Annotated in this window: 24 protein-coding genes; 18 read left to right on the top strand and 6 right to left on the bottom strand. The window is 40.1% G+C overall.

Features of this window, described 5'->3' with window-relative positions; translation table 11 throughout:
* Positions 1–133: 133 nt before the first annotated feature.
* Positions 134–595: a DUF420 domain-containing protein gene (locus tag ACQKL0_RS04835; RefSeq protein ID WP_402868122.1), complete on the top strand. Its 462-nt coding sequence runs from the start codon at positions 134–136 to the stop codon at positions 593–595.
* A gap of 104 nt (positions 596–699) precedes the next feature.
* On the opposite strand, the gene ACQKL0_RS04830 is transcribed toward ACQKL0_RS04835, so the two are convergent.
* The gene (locus ACQKL0_RS04830; protein WP_402868123.1) at positions 700–1,062 is read right to left on the bottom strand and encodes a YugN family protein; all 363 of its coding nucleotides are present in this window, start codon (positions 1,060–1,062) and stop codon (positions 700–702) included.
* Between the two features lie 332 nt (positions 1,063–1,394).
* On the opposite strand from ACQKL0_RS04830, the gene ACQKL0_RS04825 reads away from it, so the two are divergent.
* Positions 1,395–2,432, top strand: coding sequence for a CAP domain-containing protein (locus ACQKL0_RS04825; RefSeq protein WP_427686525.1), 1,038 nt, complete (start codon positions 1,395–1,397; stop codon positions 2,430–2,432).
* Between the two features lie 22 nt (positions 2,433–2,454).
* Here ACQKL0_RS04825 and ACQKL0_RS04820 read toward each other — a convergent pair whose 3' ends face one another.
* Positions 2,455–2,955 (bottom strand): PaaI family thioesterase, encoded by a 501-nt coding sequence (locus ACQKL0_RS04820; RefSeq protein ID WP_427686473.1) that lies wholly within the window; start codon positions 2,953–2,955, stop codon positions 2,455–2,457.
* A gap of 125 nt (positions 2,956–3,080) precedes the next feature.
* On the opposite strand from ACQKL0_RS04820, the gene ACQKL0_RS04815 reads away from it, so the two are divergent.
* The 5 genes from ACQKL0_RS04815 (at position 3,081) to ACQKL0_RS04795 (ending at position 5,295) form a co-directional block, all read left to right on the top strand.
* On the top strand, positions 3,081–3,515 hold the full coding sequence (locus tag ACQKL0_RS04815) for a YlbD family protein (protein WP_427686471.1): 435 nt from the start codon (positions 3,081–3,083) through the stop codon (positions 3,513–3,515).
* Positions 3,516–3,539: 24 nt separating this feature from the next.
* Positions 3,540–3,782 carry a YlbE-like family protein gene (locus ACQKL0_RS04810; RefSeq protein ID WP_402868130.1) on the top strand — a complete coding sequence of 81 codons (243 nt, stop codon included), beginning with the start codon at positions 3,540–3,542 and terminating at the stop codon, positions 3,780–3,782.
* Positions 3,783–3,842: 60 nt separating this feature from the next.
* Positions 3,843–4,262, top strand: a complete 420-nt coding sequence (locus tag ACQKL0_RS04805; protein WP_427686469.1) for a hypothetical protein — start codon at positions 3,843–3,845, stop codon at positions 4,260–4,262.
* A gap of 60 nt (positions 4,263–4,322) precedes the next feature.
* Complete coding sequence (locus ACQKL0_RS04800; RefSeq protein WP_402868134.1) at positions 4,323–4,772, top strand: YlbF family regulator; 450 nt, start codon at positions 4,323–4,325, stop codon at positions 4,770–4,772.
* 247 nt (positions 4,773–5,019) lie between these two features.
* Positions 5,020–5,295, top strand: a complete 276-nt coding sequence (locus ACQKL0_RS04795) for a YlbG family protein (RefSeq protein WP_402868136.1) — start codon at positions 5,020–5,022, stop codon at positions 5,293–5,295.
* A gap of 231 nt (positions 5,296–5,526) precedes the next feature.
* Here the strand turns inward: ACQKL0_RS04795 and ACQKL0_RS04790 are convergent, their stop codons facing one another.
* The gene (locus tag ACQKL0_RS04790) at positions 5,527–5,916 is read right to left on the bottom strand and encodes a DUF7147 family protein (protein WP_402868138.1); all 390 of its coding nucleotides are present in this window, start codon (positions 5,914–5,916) and stop codon (positions 5,527–5,529) included.
* A 468-nt stretch (positions 5,917–6,384) separates the two neighbouring features.
* Between ACQKL0_RS04790 and rsmD the strand changes: the two genes are divergently transcribed.
* The gene (rsmD, locus tag ACQKL0_RS04785) at positions 6,385–6,948 is read left to right on the top strand and encodes a 16S rRNA (guanine(966)-N(2))-methyltransferase RsmD (RefSeq protein WP_402868565.1); all 564 of its coding nucleotides are present in this window, start codon (positions 6,385–6,387) and stop codon (positions 6,946–6,948) included.
* 12 nt (positions 6,949–6,960) lie between these two features.
* Complete coding sequence (gene coaD / locus ACQKL0_RS04780; RefSeq protein ID WP_427686467.1) at positions 6,961–7,452, top strand: pantetheine-phosphate adenylyltransferase; 492 nt, start codon at positions 6,961–6,963, stop codon at positions 7,450–7,452.
* Positions 7,453–7,491: 39 nt separating this feature from the next.
* Here coaD and ylbJ read toward each other — a convergent pair whose 3' ends face one another.
* A complete protein-coding gene (gene ylbJ, locus ACQKL0_RS04775) occupies positions 7,492–8,721 on the bottom strand; it encodes a sporulation integral membrane protein YlbJ (RefSeq protein ID WP_427686466.1) in 1,230 nt (409 codons plus the stop codon).
* 242 nt (positions 8,722–8,963) lie between these two features.
* Here ylbJ and ACQKL0_RS04770 point away from each other — a divergent pair, with 242 nt between their 5' ends.
* Positions 8,964–9,761: a patatin-like phospholipase family protein gene (locus tag ACQKL0_RS04770; RefSeq protein ID WP_402956184.1), complete on the top strand. Its 798-nt coding sequence runs from the start codon at positions 8,964–8,966 to the stop codon at positions 9,759–9,761.
* The gene (locus tag ACQKL0_RS04765) at positions 9,751–10,776 is read left to right on the top strand and encodes a SepM family pheromone-processing serine protease (RefSeq protein ID WP_402868146.1); all 1,026 of its coding nucleotides are present in this window, start codon (positions 9,751–9,753) and stop codon (positions 10,774–10,776) included. The genes ACQKL0_RS04770 and ACQKL0_RS04765 overlap by 11 nt, the downstream gene beginning before the upstream one ends.
* A 63-nt stretch (positions 10,777–10,839) precedes the next feature.
* On the opposite strand, the gene ACQKL0_RS04760 is transcribed toward ACQKL0_RS04765, so the two are convergent.
* Positions 10,840–12,063 (bottom strand): nucleotidyltransferase, encoded by a 1,224-nt coding sequence (locus ACQKL0_RS04760; RefSeq protein ID WP_427686464.1) that lies wholly within the window; start codon positions 12,061–12,063, stop codon positions 10,840–10,842.
* A gap of 217 nt (positions 12,064–12,280) precedes the next feature.
* On the opposite strand from ACQKL0_RS04760, the gene ACQKL0_RS04755 reads away from it, so the two are divergent.
* The 4 genes from ACQKL0_RS04755 to ACQKL0_RS04740 all read left to right on the top strand — a co-directional run bounded on the left by ACQKL0_RS04755 (position 12,281) and on the right by ACQKL0_RS04740 (position 14,652).
* Positions 12,281–12,802: a YceD family protein gene (locus ACQKL0_RS04755; RefSeq protein WP_402868149.1), complete on the top strand. Its 522-nt coding sequence runs from the start codon at positions 12,281–12,283 to the stop codon at positions 12,800–12,802.
* Positions 12,803–12,867: 65 nt separating this feature from the next.
* The gene (gene rpmF, locus ACQKL0_RS04750; RefSeq protein ID WP_402868151.1) at positions 12,868–13,041 is read left to right on the top strand and encodes a 50S ribosomal protein L32; all 174 of its coding nucleotides are present in this window, start codon (positions 12,868–12,870) and stop codon (positions 13,039–13,041) included.
* A 140-nt stretch (positions 13,042–13,181) separates the two neighbouring features.
* Complete coding sequence (locus tag ACQKL0_RS04745; RefSeq protein ID WP_427686462.1) at positions 13,182–13,940, top strand: enoyl-CoA hydratase/isomerase family protein; 759 nt, start codon at positions 13,182–13,184, stop codon at positions 13,938–13,940.
* Between the two features lie 79 nt (positions 13,941–14,019).
* Entirely contained in the window at positions 14,020–14,652 is a 633-nt protein-coding gene (locus tag ACQKL0_RS04740; protein ID WP_427686460.1) for an RsfA family transcriptional regulator, read from the top strand.
* Positions 14,653–14,689: 37 nt separating this feature from the next.
* Here ACQKL0_RS04740 and ACQKL0_RS04735 read toward each other — a convergent pair whose 3' ends face one another.
* Positions 14,690–15,175, bottom strand: a complete 486-nt coding sequence (locus tag ACQKL0_RS04735; RefSeq protein ID WP_402868156.1) for an N-acetyltransferase — start codon at positions 15,173–15,175, stop codon at positions 14,690–14,692.
* A gap of 445 nt (positions 15,176–15,620) precedes the next feature.
* Here ACQKL0_RS04735 and ACQKL0_RS04730 point away from each other — a divergent pair, with 445 nt between their 5' ends.
* The 3 genes from ACQKL0_RS04730 (at position 15,621) to bshC (ending at position 18,637) form a co-directional block, all read left to right on the top strand.
* The gene (locus ACQKL0_RS04730; protein ID WP_427591072.1) at positions 15,621–16,502 is read left to right on the top strand and encodes a 2-dehydropantoate 2-reductase; all 882 of its coding nucleotides are present in this window, start codon (positions 15,621–15,623) and stop codon (positions 16,500–16,502) included.
* A gap of 4 nt (positions 16,503–16,506) precedes the next feature.
* Entirely contained in the window at positions 16,507–16,899 is a 393-nt protein-coding gene (locus ACQKL0_RS04725; RefSeq protein ID WP_402868159.1) for a DUF3397 domain-containing protein, read from the top strand.
* A gap of 109 nt (positions 16,900–17,008) precedes the next feature.
* The gene (gene bshC, locus ACQKL0_RS04720; RefSeq protein ID WP_427686458.1) at positions 17,009–18,637 is read left to right on the top strand and encodes a bacillithiol biosynthesis cysteine-adding enzyme BshC; all 1,629 of its coding nucleotides are present in this window, start codon (positions 17,009–17,011) and stop codon (positions 18,635–18,637) included.
* The last annotated feature ends 266 nt before the right edge of the window (positions 18,638–18,903 follow it).

The raw sequence follows: 18,903 nt of genomic DNA, 5'->3' as shown, positions 1-18,903 counted from the left end.
GAAAGGCTAGTTATTTGACTTGGTTTTTTGATAAAAGTGAGCATTGTGTTAAGTTTGCTTGCTTTTATTGAATTTTATGAATACCTCTTATAGAATAATAGATGATTAATAAATATAGAGAGGACTACATCTTATGTCTTTACCGATTCTTCCAACAATTAGCACAGCTTTCATTGTATTAAGTTCAATCACGGTTGCAATAGGCTGGTACCAAATTAAACAGCGCAGAACAGAGACACATAAAAAGACCATGATAGTGGCCGCGATTTTTGCGATAATTTTCTTCACTATCTACCTTTCTCGTACGATTTTCGTTGGTAATACATCTTTCGGAGGACCGGATGATATTAAAATTTATTACACGATCTTTTTGATTTTCCATATCACACTTGCGACTACCGGGGCAGTACTTGGAATCATTATGCTGACAACAGGTTTAAAAGGTAAGTATGCGATTCATAGAAAAATCGGTCCTACGACTAGCATTATTTGGTTTTTCACTGGAATCACTGGTTTGGCCGTTTATCTTTTACTATATGTCATTTATCACGGTGGAGAGACAACATCACTGATTAAAGCGATTCTTGGATCATAAAACTAAAAAAGGCCTGATGTGTAAAAACATCAGGCCTTTTTGATACAAGAAAAGAGGGGTGTTCAGAGATTCCTCTCTTCTGTTTGTTCAGTTTCCAGTCACTTTTACAGTCCATTAAATTGTGTAAGTTCCTCTTTAACCTGAGCCAGGATTTTTTCACACTGTTTCACTAATGAAGGGGGGAAGAACTCTCCTTCTCCATATTCAATGCCATGTGGATAATAGTGTTTTCCTAAAAGTGGAACCATTAGTTTCATTGTGGCCCTATGAGCCCCCACATCACCTTCGACGGCATAGCCTAGTATACGCAGATAAAAAGTGCCTTCTCTCAATTCGAATTTACGGTCATAACTTACTCTCTCATAGTCCCATTGTTCGGCACGTATTAAACCGTATTCCGGCATTAGGTCATCTAATCGGTTTAAGTCGGCTGTGATGTTCTCAATTCCAAAGCTTTCAAATTTCACGAGTAGTACCTCCTATTTTTGCATTTGGGAATTAAAATGACATACAAGGAAAATATTATGTAGTGAAAGTAACGAAAATTCCCCAAGCATATTTATAATATACCATTTTATCCTATATTTTATAATAGTATGAAATGATGGAAGTTGCAATGAACTCGACATTGTATTTTTATGATTCACAAAAGTTCCATTTTTGCAAAATTAAAAAATGATGTAATCTATCGTTAAATAGAAAATTATGATGGAACAATGTTATAATCAGGAAAGAAAGCTAGTATTAGATACATAAGCATAGAGAGAGGGTGTGTCCTCTGCGCAGGTTCGGAAAGGTGATGCTGTTAAGTATTGTTTTTTTCATAATCGGCATTTATACGAATATCGGTCTGGAGGAAAAGCTGAATCCTCTCATAGATGGAAACAAAGATGTTAATCCTAACGATACGATAAATGAAAAGAATCCGCATATGGAGAAAGATGAAGTAATGGCTAAAGAAGGATTAGCGATTACAATTGGGAAGAATATAAAAGAGGTCAAAAAGGAATTCGGTGAACCGGATCGAATTGATATGTCCGCATATGGATATGATTGGTGGATATATAATAAAGATTATAATGACTATTTTCAATTGGCCATGGAAAATGGGAAAGTCGTTTCTGCATACGGAATTGGGGACAATGTGAATATTTCCCCTTTTAAAATCGGCCAATCCATTGATGCTATCTATTCTAGCTTATATATAGAACCAACGGTTGATATAGAGGCTGGCGATAGCGTCTACCGTTTCGAATTGTCTGAAGAGGATATGAATATGAGACCATTGATAGAACTTGGGGATATTCATGTTCAGTTGTATTTAGATAAGTTTTCTGGAACCGTTTCGAGTGTCCGGTTTTTGGATGATTCCACTCTTTTAAAACAGCAGCCATATGAGCTGACCTATCATGGTTCGCTAGTGCCTGTTAAGGATCTTTCCGAAGAGGAATGGACTAATGTGAGAGTAGGGAATGAACGGCAAATATTTGATATTGCGAATATCATGCGTAGTAGGTTTGATTTGAAGCCATTAAATTGGAATGATTCAATTGCAAAGATTGCTTACCTTAATAGCCAAGAGATGAAAGGCACTCAGGAAGAAACACAAGTCTCTGAAACCAAAGGGGATTTAGCTGACCGATTAAAAGCGGGGAAGATCCAGTATAGTGCGGCAGGCGAAAATATTGCAGCAAATTATGTGGACGCAGCGGCTGTTATGGAAGGCTGGCTGAATAGCGAGGGTCATCGGGAAACGATGTTGAGTGAAGAGTTTACCGATTTAGGTGTAGGGGTTTATAAAAAGTATTACACACAGAACTTTATTGCGAAGAAATAAACGGATCCTTCTGGGATCCGTTTTATTGTCCTTTCATATTCACGATGAAAAAACTACCAGTGGAAACGGCACAAAGTAATCCGTCATCTCGATAAACCTTTCCTTCAAGAATGATGGTTTTATTGCCTGTATGCATAATGTTACACGTACAAGTCAACTGTTCACCGATAGCAGGTTTTACATATCGTACCTGAATGTCCGTTGTCAAAGTAGCATAACCCTCTGGGACTGTCGAGCCGGCAAGAGTGCCCATTGCTGAGTCAATTAGTGTGGCGATGATTCCTCCGTGAGTGATGTTCAATTCATTATGGGATAAAGGGGTGATAGGCATCACCATCGAAAGAGATGTGCCGTCGTGGCTAACCTGTTTGTTAAGCTTAAGGAGATTGGAGATATAGGAGTATTTTTCATTTTTTCTTTTCTCCTTCAGGCTGGAGATGATTCCTGATAATACGCGTAGATCTGCTTCATCGGCCGTGATTGCCAAGTTCTTGAAATCCTCGACAAGTGCTTCTATACTCATAAAAAACATCCTTTTTTCCAATATTATACTATATGTAGCCGGATGAATGAATAAGATCCATGCACTTTTTCATACATAGAGGCATATCGTAAAATAGGCGATGTCTTAGTGTGAGGTGAAGAGTAATGGCAAAAAAAAAACGCCCCTCCATTGATGGATTTAGGGAGTTTGTCAAGGTGCATCCATATTTAGTGAATGAAGTGAGAAATAAGCAAGCAACATGGCAGGAGCTTTTTGAAGAATGGTACCTACTCGGTGAAGATCATCCACGCTGGCAGGCTGAGGACAGTGTGCAAGCTTCTGTAGGAAAGACTGAACCGGTGGTAACCGCCACAGAAAAGGGAGAGCAGAGCTCTGAGTTACTGGGCACGGTCATGAGTGCCGTTAAAAACATGGATATCGGACAAATACAACAATATATTTCAAGTGCCAACCAAGCAATTGGAGCCATTCAAGGTGTGCTATCGGCTTTCCAGGGAAATAAATCGGGCGGGGACTCCACTCCTCCGCCAAAAGTACCTGAGCAGAGAAGTAATCCATTTTTATTTAACAAGGATTAAGTAGCGGGAGGGAGGAAGGATTCCATGCGTCAAAATGTGTATGACTTCATCCAGACTAATGAGGATATGAAAAAGTATTTAAGGATTCAGCCTGCTTGGTATAAAAGGTTAATGCGTAATCCCCATGAGTTGGATAAATTTGAAACAGAAGCAAAGTACTTTTTTGAAAAATCAATTCCCCATCGAATCTCTAAATTCTCCGATAGTGTTCAGGTTGCTTCGATGATGCTCCATATGTTCCAAGCGATGAATGTACCAAGCGAATGAAGAAAAAAAGAGTAAATTACTCCTTTTGGCAAATAATATTGACAAAAGGGGGACGATGTCATGAAGAGAATGATTATAGTTCTAACAGTGCTGATAGCAGCAACAGGTTGTGGAAAGAAAATCCCTGAACCCAAAAATGTCTCGGCTGCTAGTGTTTCTGACCTTAAGGCTGCCACCACTGTACAAAGCGCCCAAACGATGGATGAGGATTTTCAAGTGAAGACTTTTGTCAAAGGAAACTCTGTATATGTGGAATGTTACCTGAACGACTATAGTTTTTCAGGAGATACTTCAAAACAGTTGGCCACTGTTTCTGTCCTTTTAGATGATAAAAAGAGAATCAATAAGCATACGGCAGCCTTTATCCTAAAAGATATTCCACATGGCGCGCATAAGATCAGGCTGGAGATATTGAATGACTCGGGTCAAAAAACGGGTCTGAATAAAGAGATCGAAGTACATATCACGTCCACCATGTAATCATAGCAATGGCATATGAAAAGAATAAATGGTAAAATGATGGTGGAGGTGAGCTTATTTATGCTTGCTACTATGGAAATTGTTGATATTTTACAACATGCAGACGGATTAGCAGAAACGATCCTTCATTCTGATATAGGGGAAAATTATCTTCTTAGTTTATATAAATTACAAAGCGATAAAGAGGCGCAAACAAAAATCTCCAAGTTTACTTCTCTAAAGGATCTTTTTGAAGATGTACAAAGGTTCGGTAAGTATCATCCGGACTATAAGCGCATCAATATGGAGACCCGAGAGGCAAAACGGGATATGGATATGCACCCTACCATTGCTGAGTTCAAGATGGCAGAAACGGAATTGCAGAGTATCCTAGATGAAATTAGTGGCTTAATCGGCCATGCTGTTTCGGAACAAGTGAAAACACCTGCAGGAAATCCATTTTTCGTATCTTCAGGCGGCTGCTCGTCAGGAAGTTGCGGAACAGGTGGAAGCTGTGGTTGTTCTGCATAAGATGATGAAAGTCTGGACATTTCACCAGGCTTTTTTTTTCGGCAAATGTTCATTTCACTCACGAGCAAGATACAGTCTGGACAATCATTACTTCTTAGTCCCAATGGTTTTCATCCCCTTTTACTCATGACCCCGAAATGATTCATAATAGTAAGAGAATTTTGTTTATAATCATTTTTCTTGGTTGAAAGAAAGGATTCTGCTATGCTAAAATTAGTTAAAGCCTTTATAAAAGGGAGTTATTGATATGCTTGGAGCAAGACAAGGAATTATCGTCTATTTACATACATTAAAACAAGCCAAAATGCTTAGGAAGTTTGGAAATATCCATTACGTTTCAAAGAAGCTGAAATATGTCGTCCTTTATACGAACATGGATGAAGTTGAACCATTGGTTGAAAAGCTGAATAATTACTCCTTTGTCAAAAAGGTTGATCTTTCTTATAAACCTTTCCTTAAAATGGAATTCGAAAATTCTAAACCGGATAAGGCTAAGGAATACGATTATAAAATGGGTATCTAAAAAGTGCTGACTCGAGGAGTCAGCACTTTTTTTCAGTGAGCCTGGCATGGGTGCAATCTATGTTCTACACAAAACCCTCGACAATGCTTATTGGCATAATCAAGGGTTAGAAAGTTTAAATGAACGATATATAAAACTACATCAGACTTAAACTGAACCGTCGTATACCGAACGGTACGTACGGTGGTGTGAGAGGCCGGAGGCTAGGTGCCTCCCCCTACTCGATTCTCTTCAGCCCAATGGCGGTAGGTATCTATTCATACGCAAAATACCTATCAAGTGCTGATAGTACAATTCTATTTCGGCGAAAAGTTTTGAAGACTTCACATCTATTTCTATAATTGGTCTGTCTAGTTCTTTAGCCAGATCTTCAAATAGTTGATATCGTTTATTGGCGGTAAAATGAGGGTTTGGGATCCCCTCACGGCAAATATATAGAGGTTGGAATTTTCCCGGATCTGTTGGTTGCATGACGATAACCAATGAAGTTACCTTTTTATCATCAAGCGTAGTATGCATGGCCAGCATCCTAGCTACACGGTGTTGCTGATTGCGCCCTACCTCGATCAGTTCATATATATCTGAATAACCTTGTCCAAGTTCTATAAAACGTTGAATCAATTAAACCTCTCCTCACTAACTTATCTTTCATTACTTTATCATTTTATCCCGTAAAAGAGAAGAGCCAACTTAAAGCTGAATCGGTTCTAAAAAGCCCATGATAACGGCAGTTTCATAAAAAAAACCCTGCACTTTCATGCAGGGTCCTTCTATGTCTAATTAAGGACCAGAAGGCAAAGGGAGAGGAGAAACCGGAGGAAGACTTATGGGGAAACGTAAGCCTTCTCCGCGGTTGGCAACAACACTTAATAAGTCATGTTGTTATTTTCATTATGACCAAAATCAGCTTATCTATTCAAACTATTAGAGATTTTAATGAGGAGGATATGCCCTTTTTATTTAAAGGGGGAATGTATTTAAATTGTTCTCGCTTAAACGGGTGTATTTGGCTTTTGTTATTGGCTAGTAATTTCTAATATGTTAGGATAGGAAAGTAACAGAAATTTGTCATAAAATGTGGTGAGAATGATGAGGGTCGTTTCCGGAAGTTGCAAAGGAAGACCACTTAAGGCTGTACCGGGTACAGGAACCCGGCCGACTACGGATAAAGTCAAGGAATCCATTTTTAACATGATTGGTCCTTATTTTGAGGGCGGGATTGTTTTAGACTTGTTTGCCGGCAGTGGTGGATTGGGAATCGAGTCCTTGAGCAGGGGGATGGATCGAGCTATCTTTGTAGACCGCGATTTTAAAGCTAACCAAACTGTCAAGGCGAACTTGGAACTATGTAAATTCACGGACTGTGCTGAGGTTTATAAAAATGATTCAGAACGTGCATTAAAGGCGTTGGTGAAAAGAGAAATGATCTTTGATTTGATTTTTCTTGATCCACCTTATAAAAAGCAAAAGCTCGTGGATTTATTGGAAGAGATACATAAAAACCGCTTGCTCAGCGATATGGGGTATATTGTTTGTGAGCATGGCGATGATGTTTCGTTGCCAGAACAAATTGGCGACTTTACAATCAAGAGAAAAGAAGTATATGGGAGTATTGCGGTAACGATTTATCAGTGGGGGAACGTACACGAATAGGGGGAACGATGAATGTCGAAAATAGCGATTTGTCCGGGAAGTTTTGATCCGATTACTTTTGGCCATCTTGATATCATTCAAAGGGGAGCTAACGTATTTGATGAGGTCTATGTAGTTGTTGTGAACAATTCAGCAAAACATTCACTGTTTACTGTAGAAGAGAGATTGAAGTTAATCACTGAAGCAACGGCTCATATGCCGAATGTTAAGGTGGATTCCTACCAGGGATTGACGGTCGATTATGCTGAAAGCGTTTCCGCCAATGCAATTATCAGGGGCTTGAGGGCGACTTCAGATTTTGAATATGAGATGCAAGGAACCTCGATGAATAGATTTTTGAACAACAATATTGAGTCATTTTTCATCATGACGAAAAATCAATATTCATTCTTAAGTTCCAGTATCGTAAAAGAGGTAGCGAAATATGGTGGGGATATAACAGAATTAGTACCGCCTGTTGTTCAGAAAGCTTTGACACAAAAGTACGAAGAACAAAAATCATAGGAAAGAGAGCATGGCCCGCTTTGTGGACTGTGCTCTTTTTTATTTATGAAAGTCGCTGATGAGACGTTTAGCGAATAAGATGATGTAAATCATGAGAAAAGCGAGTGTGAGAAGCGGACCAAAATCCAACATGTATTGGTAAAGAGAATGTGCACGTTCTCCTGTAAATCCATTGACCGGGAAATCATTAATTACATTTCCATTGTAATCAGTGCCTCTATAGAAGGGTTCCCAGAGTATAACGGTAAAAATGGCGGCAAAGAAGCCATGTGCAATTCTGGCCAGGAAAAATGGCATAAAACGAATATCGGTCGTTGCGATGATACTGGCCACTTGGGCTTGAATGCTAAATCCATTGAAAGCAAGGATGAAACTAGTCATGATTGTCTGTTGCAGGAGGGTCGCATTTTCTATCTTGCTGGTTAATTTAGATCCAAGAGTCATTTCAAACATGCCTGAGATGAATGGAAGGCTTAAAGAATCGGGAAATTTCATGAGATGCAATATCCCTCCGATTCCTGTCGCAAGCAGGCTGGTTATATTCATATGAAATAAAAGTCGATTGACAACAGAAAATAGTATGATGAATCCACCTATCATAAGGAGCGTTTGAATGGAGGATAGAACGGCATCACCAAGCAACGTTCCAAACGGCCGGGTTTCTTTTAATCGTGTGCGGTGCATTTGACTAAAGGCTTGTCTGATGGAAGGCAGTTTAGCTGTGCTTTTGGGCTGGAATTTCCCCTTTTCCTCTTTTCTCCGATAAAAGCGCATCAAAATCCCTACACACAGATTGCCTAAATAATGGGCAAGTGCCAGGATGATGCCCAAGTGGGGATTGTGGAAAAATCCTACGGCAACTGCAACGAATAGGAACAGAGGGTTGGATGAATTAGTGAAGCAAACGAGTCTTTCCGCTTCAATTTGGCTGACTTGTTTCTCTTGACGGAGCCTTACCGTGAATTTGGCTCCTGCCGGAAAACCTGATGCAAGCCCCATAGCCCATACAAACCCTCCAACACCGGGTACGCGGAATAAGGGTCGCATGAAAGGTTCGAGTATCACACCGATGAACTTGACTACGCCAAAGCTAATTAATAACTCCGAAAAAATCAAGAAAGGAAGGAGGGAGGGAAAAACAATTTTCCACCACATATTTAATCCACCTTTAGAAGCGTCAAAGGATTCCTGGGGGAAGATGACTAAGCCAACTGCCATCATGGTAACCGTGATGGCTAATACTATTGTTTTAGATTTTGATTTAAGCAAGTTCTGAGCCTCCTCCTAAAAGGGTTACGAATAGCGTAGGGTCTACTGGTAAAACATGATAAAATGTAGATAATAGATACAGTGAAAGGCTATATGCTCGGGAAGTTATCTGAATCTTCTGTTGCTTGGCTTGTTTTACTGTCAATATAAACAATATGCTTCTATAAAACTGTTTAAGACCATAACTTTGTATGAGTACGATTTTGAAAAGAATTGAACTTTTATAGTGAGGGGAGATTTTTATGCCGCATCCAAAGATCGGGTTAGCACTCGGGTCGGGGGGAGCGAGAGGTTTTGCACATATTGGGGTAATTAAGGTGTTGCAAAAAGAAGGCATTCCAATAGATATGATCGCCGGAAGCAGCATGGGAGCGATGGTGGCTACCTTTTATGGCGCGGGTTCAGATATTGAGAGGCTTTATACACTTTCGCGAGCATTTAAACGTAAATATTACTTGGATTTTACGATACCAAAAATGGGCTTTATTTCAGGTAAACGAACGAAGGATTTAATCCGGGTTTTCACATACGGCAAGAATCTTGAAGATTTGGATATACCGGTGGCTGTTGTTGCCACGGATATCAGGACGGGGGAAAAGGTCGTATTTCGTGAAGGACCGCTAGCCCCTGCGGTAAGAGCCAGTATCTCGGTCCCGGGAATTTTCGTTCCTGAGAAAATTGGAGATCGACTCCTTGTCGATGGAGGGGTAATTGATAGGGTCCCGGTTTCGGTCGTAAAGGAAATGGGAGCGGATATTATCATTGCTGTGGATGTTGCACATGTGAAACAGGACGTAGAAATAAATTCGATATATGACGTTATCATGCAAAGTCTCGACATCTTGCAAATGGAATTGGTCGAAAGTAGAGTAGTTGCCTCGGATGTCATGATCCGACCGAGAGTGGAAAAATACAGTTCAAAGGCATTTACAAATATACAGGAAATAATTAGTATTGGAGAAGATGCTGCTAGGGATAAGGTAGATCAGATTAAGCAAAGTATTAGTGCTTGGAAGGAGTCTTATGTAGATGAATCGTAAAATGTTTGTACGCACTATCCTGGTGGCCGCTATACTCCTTATAGCCTCGGCGCTATATTCTCTCCCATATTATGTGACGAAACCAGGAATGGCTAAAGAATTGGAGCCGATTATTCAAGTATCGGGTGCGGACGAAGAGCAAGGGAGCTTCATGTTGACTACCGTAAGGATGGGGAAGGCGAATATTTACTCCTATTTATTAGCTAAGTGGAGTAAGTACCAGGAAATTTATCCGGAGACCTCGATTCGTAGTCAAGATGAAACAGACGAAGAATATAATGTCAGGCAGTTGCATTTAATGGACGGGTCTAAAAATAACGCAATTAAGATTGCTTATGATAAAGCGGGCAAAGAGGTAGATTATCAATACTTAGGTGTATATGTTCTGGATGTACTCGAAGAAATGCCGGCAGCGAAGGAATTGAAGGCGGGAGATCAGATTATACAAGTCGATCGTGTGAGATTCAAGTCAGCCCAAGAGTTCATGGACTATATCAATGGTAAGAAAGCTGGAGATGAGATTGATTTGGTGTTTAAAAGGGAAGGTGAAGAGAAAAAGGTCACGATTCCTTTAAAAACATTCAAGGATGATTCCAGTAGGGTAGGAATAGGCATCTCCCTTGATGATTATCGTAAGGTTATCACGAAGCCGACCGTTACGATCGATACGGATCAAATTGGTGGGCCCTCAGCTGGATTGATGTTCTCCCTTGAAATTTACAACCAATTAACAGAGGGGGATATTACAAAAGGCTACGATATAGCGGGGACAGGAACCATAACGGATGATGGGACGGTTGGTCCAATCGGCGGAATCCAGCAGAAGATTGTCGCAGCTGATAATTCCGGAGCCGAAATCTTTTTTGCCCCTAATGAAAATGGCGCGTCAGGGTCGAACTATGAAGAGGCGATGATAGCAGCGAAGGACATTAAAACGAAAATGAAAATCATCCCCGTGGATAGTTTTGATGACGCATTAGAGTATTTATCCAAGATCAAGGAAACGAAAAAATGAAAAAAAGCGCAAGCAGTCTAACTGTTTTGCGCTTTTTTGTGTGATAGGGAGAGGATTTGCCTTTCATGTGTCCAACGAATTGGTTTTTATGATTGGAGCTTCAAACTCCCTCTTCATTAACGCCGTTTGATAAGGTTCGCGTAGCCCCATTGCATATACCTGTGCAGCTCGCATGTCCGTATCGATATGACGATCTTGATAGGATGAAAGCCTGGATATGAGCGGGACCGGCAACTCTTTTTTTACTTTCCGAAGGTAAGCTTGCCCCCTATGATTCATGCCAAGCAACCTGATATAAGAAGGTTCCTCGGCATGAATCATGTCTTCTTTTAACGTATTGGTCAAAATATGGACACACATCCGTTGAATTCGGGTCCAGGTATAGCGTTTTGTTTTCATGGCGGTCATGAAGTCATGAAAGTTCATAGCTTCCTTTGCCATTTCCTTCATCCGATACTCGATTCCTTCCTCTATTTCATAGATGTCGGCCAACTCTGTCAGGGAGGATGCGAGAATCCGATACTTCAATAAAGGCCAATACATATTCCATTCATGTAAAGCATGATAGGTGGCTAGGTAATGTTGAAGCCCATGCAAGGTTGAAGGGGGGATATAATTCCCCACTGCCTCTAATTCCTGTTTTTGTTCTAGTAGCGCCTTGCGGATCCCTGTAGCGCTCGCGATGGGGCTTGAAGATAGCTGGACATCATGGTAGCCAGCGGCCACCCGTTGTATCGTATAGGGTTCAATCGAGAATCCATTGGATAGGGCCGTACTAACATACTCTTTACCAAGGATATTATTTGGCTTTGTTAAATCCAACATCTCCGTGTTCTTGCTTATCGCTTGGAATGCCTTTGATGCACTTGCAGGGTAACTGTTTCCCTTTTCCATCAAAGATTTAAGAGTTTCGTTATATGTTTCGGCATTTTCAGATAGAATGCCATGGGCCTCGATGAAGGGTTCGATTCGGCCATCTTCACTGCCGAAACAGAAGGAGTCACAGCCCAAATATTCGAGAAGGGATATGGAACCTTTCGCGAATAGTTCCGCTTTTTGGACAGCAAAGGAATAGGGAAGTTCAATGACAAGGTCTATGCCACCCAGTAGGGCCATTTCCGTTCGTGACCACTTACTGACAAGCGCCGGTTCACCTCGCTGTAAAAACGGTCCGCTCATCACAGCAACTACTATATCCGACTCTGTCTTTTTTCTGCTTTCTCTGGCATGGAGTGCATGGCCATTATGAAATGGATTATATTCGACTACTAAACCGCAAGATTTCATTCAATCACCTCAGAGAAAAACTTTGTATTTTTCCAACTTAGTGCTAAAATAGTATTTCAAGTAAGAGAACTAGAATGTTTCGTCCTGATTTTTTGTTTGAAATGATTTTAAACTTGGCAAATCAGTTAGGATGACTACATTATAGTGTAAAGAAAAAATATTGACAAACTTATAATTGAAAGCTATAATTATTTTTGTTGCCTTGAGGTGATTTCATATGAAATGGACAATTAGTCAACTTCAAAAAATTCGGGACAAAAATTTGCAGTTAGATGAATTGGTGGATGTCTTAGACATTAAGGAAAGAGACAAGCAAATACGCGACGTTTCTCCAATTAGAGTAACAGGAAGAGCTGATATCAACTCGACCGAGATTACTTTTCACTTACATCTTACAGGTGAATTAACATTACCTTGTTCCCGTACACTGGTAGACGTGAAATATCCGATTGATATTGATACAAAGGAAACCTTTCTTTTAAAAGCAGATGGCGATCATTTCTACGGAGAAGACGTTACTGTGGTGGAAGGCGATGTTGTAGATCTTATACCGGTAATTAAAGAAAATTTATTGCTAGAAATTCCGATGCAGGTTTTTTGTGAGGATGTCGATCCTAATGAAGCTGCTCCTCAATCCGGGAAAGACTGGGCTGTTATTTCTGAAGAAGAAACTAAACATAAGGTTGATCCTAGATTTGCAAAGCTTGCCGACTTTTTTGACAACAATAAAGAATCTTAATTGGAACGAAAAATCGCTAATCCGATTTTTCCAGCTTTTTTATATTTTTTAAGGAGGTGGGAATAATGGCTGTACCTTTTAGAAGAACGTCGAAAACTGCAAAAAGAAAACGTCGTACGCACTTCAAGCTTCAAGTACCTGGTATGGTAGAATGCCCGAGCTGTGGTGGAATGACTCTTTCACATCACGTGTGTAAAGAATGTGGAACATATAAAGGAAAAGAAGTTGTCGCAAAATAATTTCTTGACCTACTCGAAAGCATTGCTTTCTTGATTATGCAACACGCTAATCAAAGCGCAGAGATAAATCTCTGCGCTTTTTTTACAAATTAATTTAATTGAATATTTAGAATAAATAGAGACATGGAGAAGGTGTTCACGTGTATAACACATTAATCGTTGAAAAGAATGCAAAAGGATACTTGAAGATTTCATTTAATAGACCTGAGAAAAGAAATGCGGTTAATTTTCAGTTGATGGATGAACTAGGAATAGCTTTATCACAAGCGGCTAGTGATAAGGATGTCAAAGTATTACTCTTGACGGGAGAGGGCTCTCAGGCTTTCTGCTCGGGGGGCGATTTAAGTGAATTTCAAAATCTTTATACAGAGGAAGAGGCTTTTGCCATGCTATCGAGGATGGGGAAAATCCTGTATGAACTGGCGATCTTTCCGAAACCTACAATTGCCCTACTCAACGGAAGCGCTGTTGGAGGCGGGTGTGAAATTGCCACGGCTTGTGATTTCAGATTGGCGAAAAAGGGGATAAAGTTAGGGTTTGTTCAGGGAACGCTAGGGATAACAACAGGCTGGGGGGCAGCGTCACTCTTGTTTGAAAAACTTCCGGAACAAAAAGCGATGAAGTTACTGCTTGATGCTAAAGTACATAGCTCCGAGGATGCAAAGGAATTTGGTTTCATAGACGAGATAATTGATATGGAAGACGGGGAAGGATTTCCCCAACATTTCCTACGCCATGAACCCGGGGTTTTAATGGCTTATAAAAAAATACTGGTTAAGAAATGGGAAGATGGAGGCCTGAAAGAAAGAATGGATGCGGAAATCCGTGAATGTTCCAAACTATGGGCAACGGAAGCCCATCATGATGCGGTCAGCCGTTTTTTAAATAAAAAAAAATAAATCTTTATCGCTTCTATATTCCGTCTATCTTTCCTATCAAGTGCATATCATGAAGTAAAACTTGCTTGGAGGTAGAGAGATGACGATTGCGAGACAAGATGCATGGACACAGGACGAGGATTTATTGTTGGCTGAAGTGGTGCTAAGGCATATTAGGGAAGGCAGTACGCAGCTGAAGGCATTTGAAGAAGTGGGGAAACAGTTAACAAGAACGTCTGCAGCCTGCGGTTTTCGTTGGAATTCTTTTGTCAGAAAGCAATATAAGTCAGGAATTGAGTTGGCTAAAAAGCAGAGAAAAGAACAGGCCATTCGGGATAATGGTTTCGAAGGGGAAGCTGTTGAGAATGAAGAAGTCCCGAACGAACAAGAGGTAGCAGCTGAGTGGAAAAGGGAATTGCCATCATCGCCATCTACTCCTCTCCAAGACGTTATTTCATATTTAACGAAGGTGGATGAAACCTTTAAAATTGATAGGGAAGAAATGGAAAGGAATGCACGGCATTCTTATAATCTTGAACAGGAAAATGAAAGGCTTCGGGAAGAGAATGAGTTATTACGGGATAATTTAAGAGTAGTGGAAGAAGATTATCGGGCTCTCATGCAAATTATGGAGCGGGCTAGAAAACTCAGTGTCCTAGAAGATGAAAAGTTAAATCCAAAGGTGAGTTTTCAAATGGATAAGAACGGTAACTTGGAAAGGGTAAATAAATGAAAAATGCGGGTGGAAAAAATCCGCCCGCATTTTTCATTTATTCTTGCGTATCTATGATTTCATCTTGTTTTTCAATGGGGGTCCAAATCAAAGGATTTTCTCCGTAGTCACGATCCATTTCATAGGATGCGGGAGAGAAGCCCATCTTTTCCCAGAACGCTTGGGAGTGTACCCTGGAATTCGTTTTGATTGGCATATTAAAGCTTTTGGCGAAGTCGACTAAAGCTTTGCCGTATCCTTTGTTTTGGTAGTTGGGAAGAACTTCGAGCTTCCAGAGGACAAGAAAGTCTTTTGTTTTATCAAAATATCGGTCGAATTTAGCATCTTTTTTGTATAGGCTCATTCTAGCAACCAACATGTCACCATAAAAGATGCCGTAGAAAGGCGATTGACTGTCGTTCTCAATGATATTTCCCTCTAAATCATCGAGCATGGATAATTCTTGCATCCCATATTCCTTGAACTTCTTGAACTCCTCAAGCGTCTTAAAATTCACAAGTAACCGTTCCACCTTGTATTCCATATAAAACTCCCCCTCATTCTGATAAACTACTCCCGTCATGCTTTTAAATCAACAAGTAACCCTAACTACAGTCACCATTTAAAACCTTTCCTCACTAAATCGAGTCTAACAAGCCGTTTGATCATTATCCCTTTCCTTTTCTTTATATCGATCATCAAAGAATAAAGATAGGGTATCATTCGTTCATGTTTAAAAACTTTAAGGAATCCACGACTTTTCATATATAATATACCATTAATTTAGCTCGTGAAGAAGGAGTTATACCCATGGCTGGCGTATTTATACTTCTCTATGTTTTTGTGCAATTAGCTGTTGAAAGACGGAAATGTGATAACGATTTGTTTGTAGCATTTTGTTGGTCCACCTTGATATGGAAAATGCAAGGTAGTGAAAAAAGAAAATGTGTTAAAATAGTCAGTATATGAGAAAAGTTAGGAAGGGTAATATGAAAATCGGCGTAATTGGAGGCGGCTCCGTCGGATTGTTATTCGCCTCTTATTTAAGTGAGAGGCACATTGTAACGATTTATACACGTACAGAGGAACAGGCATCATGTATTAATAGTGAGGGTCTCCGTTGCATCGTGAATGGAGTGACCAGGAAAAGAAATATAACATCCAACGCAATCGAAAGTGGAATAAGGGGAGAAGAGATAATCCTAGTCGCGGTTAAACAGTATCATATACCGCAAGTCCTGCCAGTGATCGAGGGGATGGATGTACCTTTGTTGTTTTTGCAGAACGGCTATGGGCACATTTCTTATTTAAAGGAGTTGAAGTCAGCGACCGTTTGTGTTGGTGTGGTGGAACATGGGGCGTTGAAGCTCGACCCGAATACAGTGGAACATACCGGGTTTGGTATAACCAGAGTTGCGTCTTTCAGGGGGAACTTGAATGTACTTCCTTTTCTGGATGCGAACAACGACTATTTTCCATTCCGTAAGTGTGAGGACTACCATGCCATGCTAATGGATAAGTTAATCGTTAACGCTGTAATCAACCCTCTGACCGCGTTATTGGAAGTGGAAAATGGGCGTTTGATCAGTAATCCGTTTTATTACCGATTATTCCAGGAACTATTTGCTGAAATATCGTCTGTACTGGAATTACCAGATGCAGAGGAATCTTTTAACCACGTAAAATCCGTGTGTTCGAAGACCTCAGAAAATAGATCTTCCATGCTGAAAGATATTGAACTTGGAAGAAAAACGGAAATCGACGCAATCTTAGGTTATATCATTTCGGAGGCAATAAGAAAAGAGAAAAAGGCATGTTTAACGTCTTCTCTTTATGCAATGATCAAAGGAAAAGAGTTCCAAGGGGGATGAGGGTATGCCAAACTTTGTTTCAAGTCTTGCCGCGATTTTCATTACACTTCCATTTATAGGTTATGTCATATTTTTTATTAGTGCCAAGCAATTCACAAGGAACCATAAGCGTTCCGTTCAATTTGCCATGGATATGAGTACTTTGTTTTTTGTATTATCGGTCCATTATTTAATAGTGACAATTTGGGACATACATATTTTTTGGGTGATCATGCTCATCATGATAGCCAATGCATTCGTTGTTGTTCTTGTCCATTATCAAGTTAAAGGAGAAATCATTTTTCAAAAAGTATTGAAAGGATTTTGGAGAGTGAACTTCGCATTCTTTTTTTGCGCGTACCTTCTTTTATTTTCTATAGGATTTATTACGAGAATTACTAGAATCTTTACTGCATAATGAATGGCAAAGCATCAATTTTCTGCTCCTGGGCAACATTTTTTGTTTTCTTAAAACAGAATGTTATACTCTAAAAAGAATTGTAGTTGCAGAGAAAGGGAGAACATACATGGAGATGAAAGATCTCGCGTTACCATCATTAAACCGTTTCGCATCGGACTATTTACAGGGCGAGCTTGAAACGGAAGATTATTTTCACTATGACTTGTCCAACCCGGACATCTATCGCAATAGATATCAAGAGCTGATGAACAGGACTTTTTCACGAGAAGCATTATCGAATTACATACAGACATATATGTCTCGTTTTTCAAGCAGTGAGGCTGTTAATAAAAACATTGAAGAATTACGACGTGATGATTCGGTCGTTGTCGTTGGAGGACAGCAGGCGGGCTTGTTGTCTGGTCCCCTTTATACGATACATAAAGTGATTTCAATCATCAAGCTTGCACTAGAACAAAGGAAGTCACTGGGAAAACCGGTCATTCCTGTGTTTTGGATAGCTGGTGAAGATCATGACTTAGCTGAGGTCAACCATGTGTATGTCATGAAAAATGGTAAACCGGATAAAAAATCTTATCCTTCTTATCAGCCTTTCAAGACCATGATCACAGATATAGAAATCTATGAAAAAAAGATGGAGCAATGGTTCGAAGAAATCATTGAAACATATGGGGAAACCGCCTTTACGAATAAACTCCTTATTGATATGAAGGAAACCGTTAAGCAATCGAATACATTCGTCGACTTTTTTGCTCGTTTGATTCACGAATGGTTCCAAGATTATGGCCTCTTGCTTGTTGACGCAGGTGATCCAGCCCTTAGAAAATTAGAAACAGGCTTTTTTGAGTCGTTGATAGGAAAAAGCGAAAAGATTGCGGAAGAGGTTGGAAAGCAACAAACTTTCATGCAAGAACAAGGTTATTCCAAAATGATTGAAATGGGAGAACAGCCAGCCAATCTGTTTTATTACGATACTGCCAAAAAAGATCGCTGCTTACTTAAACGGTCGGAGGGCAGGTTCACTGCCAGAAATGGTGAGCTCTCTTTCTCGGAGCAGGAACTCTTGCAAATGGCGAAAACCCATCCAGAGCAATTAAGTAATAATGTCGTTACGCGCCCACTCATGCAGGAAATGCTCTTTCCCGTTCTAGCCTTCATTTCTGGACCGGGTGAAATTGCCTATTGGGCAGAATTGAAACGAGCATTTGAACTATTTGCTATGAAGATGCCACCCATCATCCCAAGATTGAATATAACTATCGTTGAGCGGGGTATCCAGACGGACTTGGATGAAACGGAAATAACGTTGAAGACAGTGCTAACCGAAGGGACGGGAAGAACCGTACAGCGTTATCTCGATTCTGTGAAAGATGAAACGGTCGATCACTTATTCCAGACGATGAAATCCCAACTTGAAGAGAACCATCAAAAGTTATCGATGCATGCTGTTTCATTGGATAAGGGGCTTGAACCGATTCTAAATAAAAATATTGAATTCATTCAGAAACAACTAGCATTCATGAACGGTAAGATTGGGGAACGGACGAAAGAACGTCACTCGTTCGTCTTGAAAAAATACGAACGTATCGCCAATTCGCTGTATCCTTTGGAATCTCCCCAAGAGAGAACCTGGAATGTTTTTTATTACTTGAATCAATATGGACCCGATTTTATAAAGGAAATCATGAAACTGGACTATCAGTTTAATAACCAGCATAAACTGATTTACTTGTAAGGTCTCCGCGGTGGAGAAAAGTGGAGGATATAAAGAAGATTAAAGACAGGTGATTCGCCTGTCTTCTTTTTGTTTTCCGAAAACTTTCGACAGGAAAAGAGGAACACTCTCTTAGTTTGTGACCATTCGAGAAGAAGAGAGGTTTTCGATAAGAATATTGGCTAAATAAACTTCTATGTAAAAGAAGGGGATTTTTACAATAAAGGCGAAAGTAAAAACAAGTGGAGAAAGGTGGGGGAATGTGGTACATTGAGATTAGAATGTGG

Source organism: Peribacillus sp. NPDC097264 (assembly GCF_050277925.1).
Taxonomy (GTDB): domain Bacteria; phylum Bacillota; class Bacilli; order Bacillales; family DSM-1321; genus Peribacillus.
This window is presented reverse-complemented; position numbering and strand designations above follow the sequence as displayed.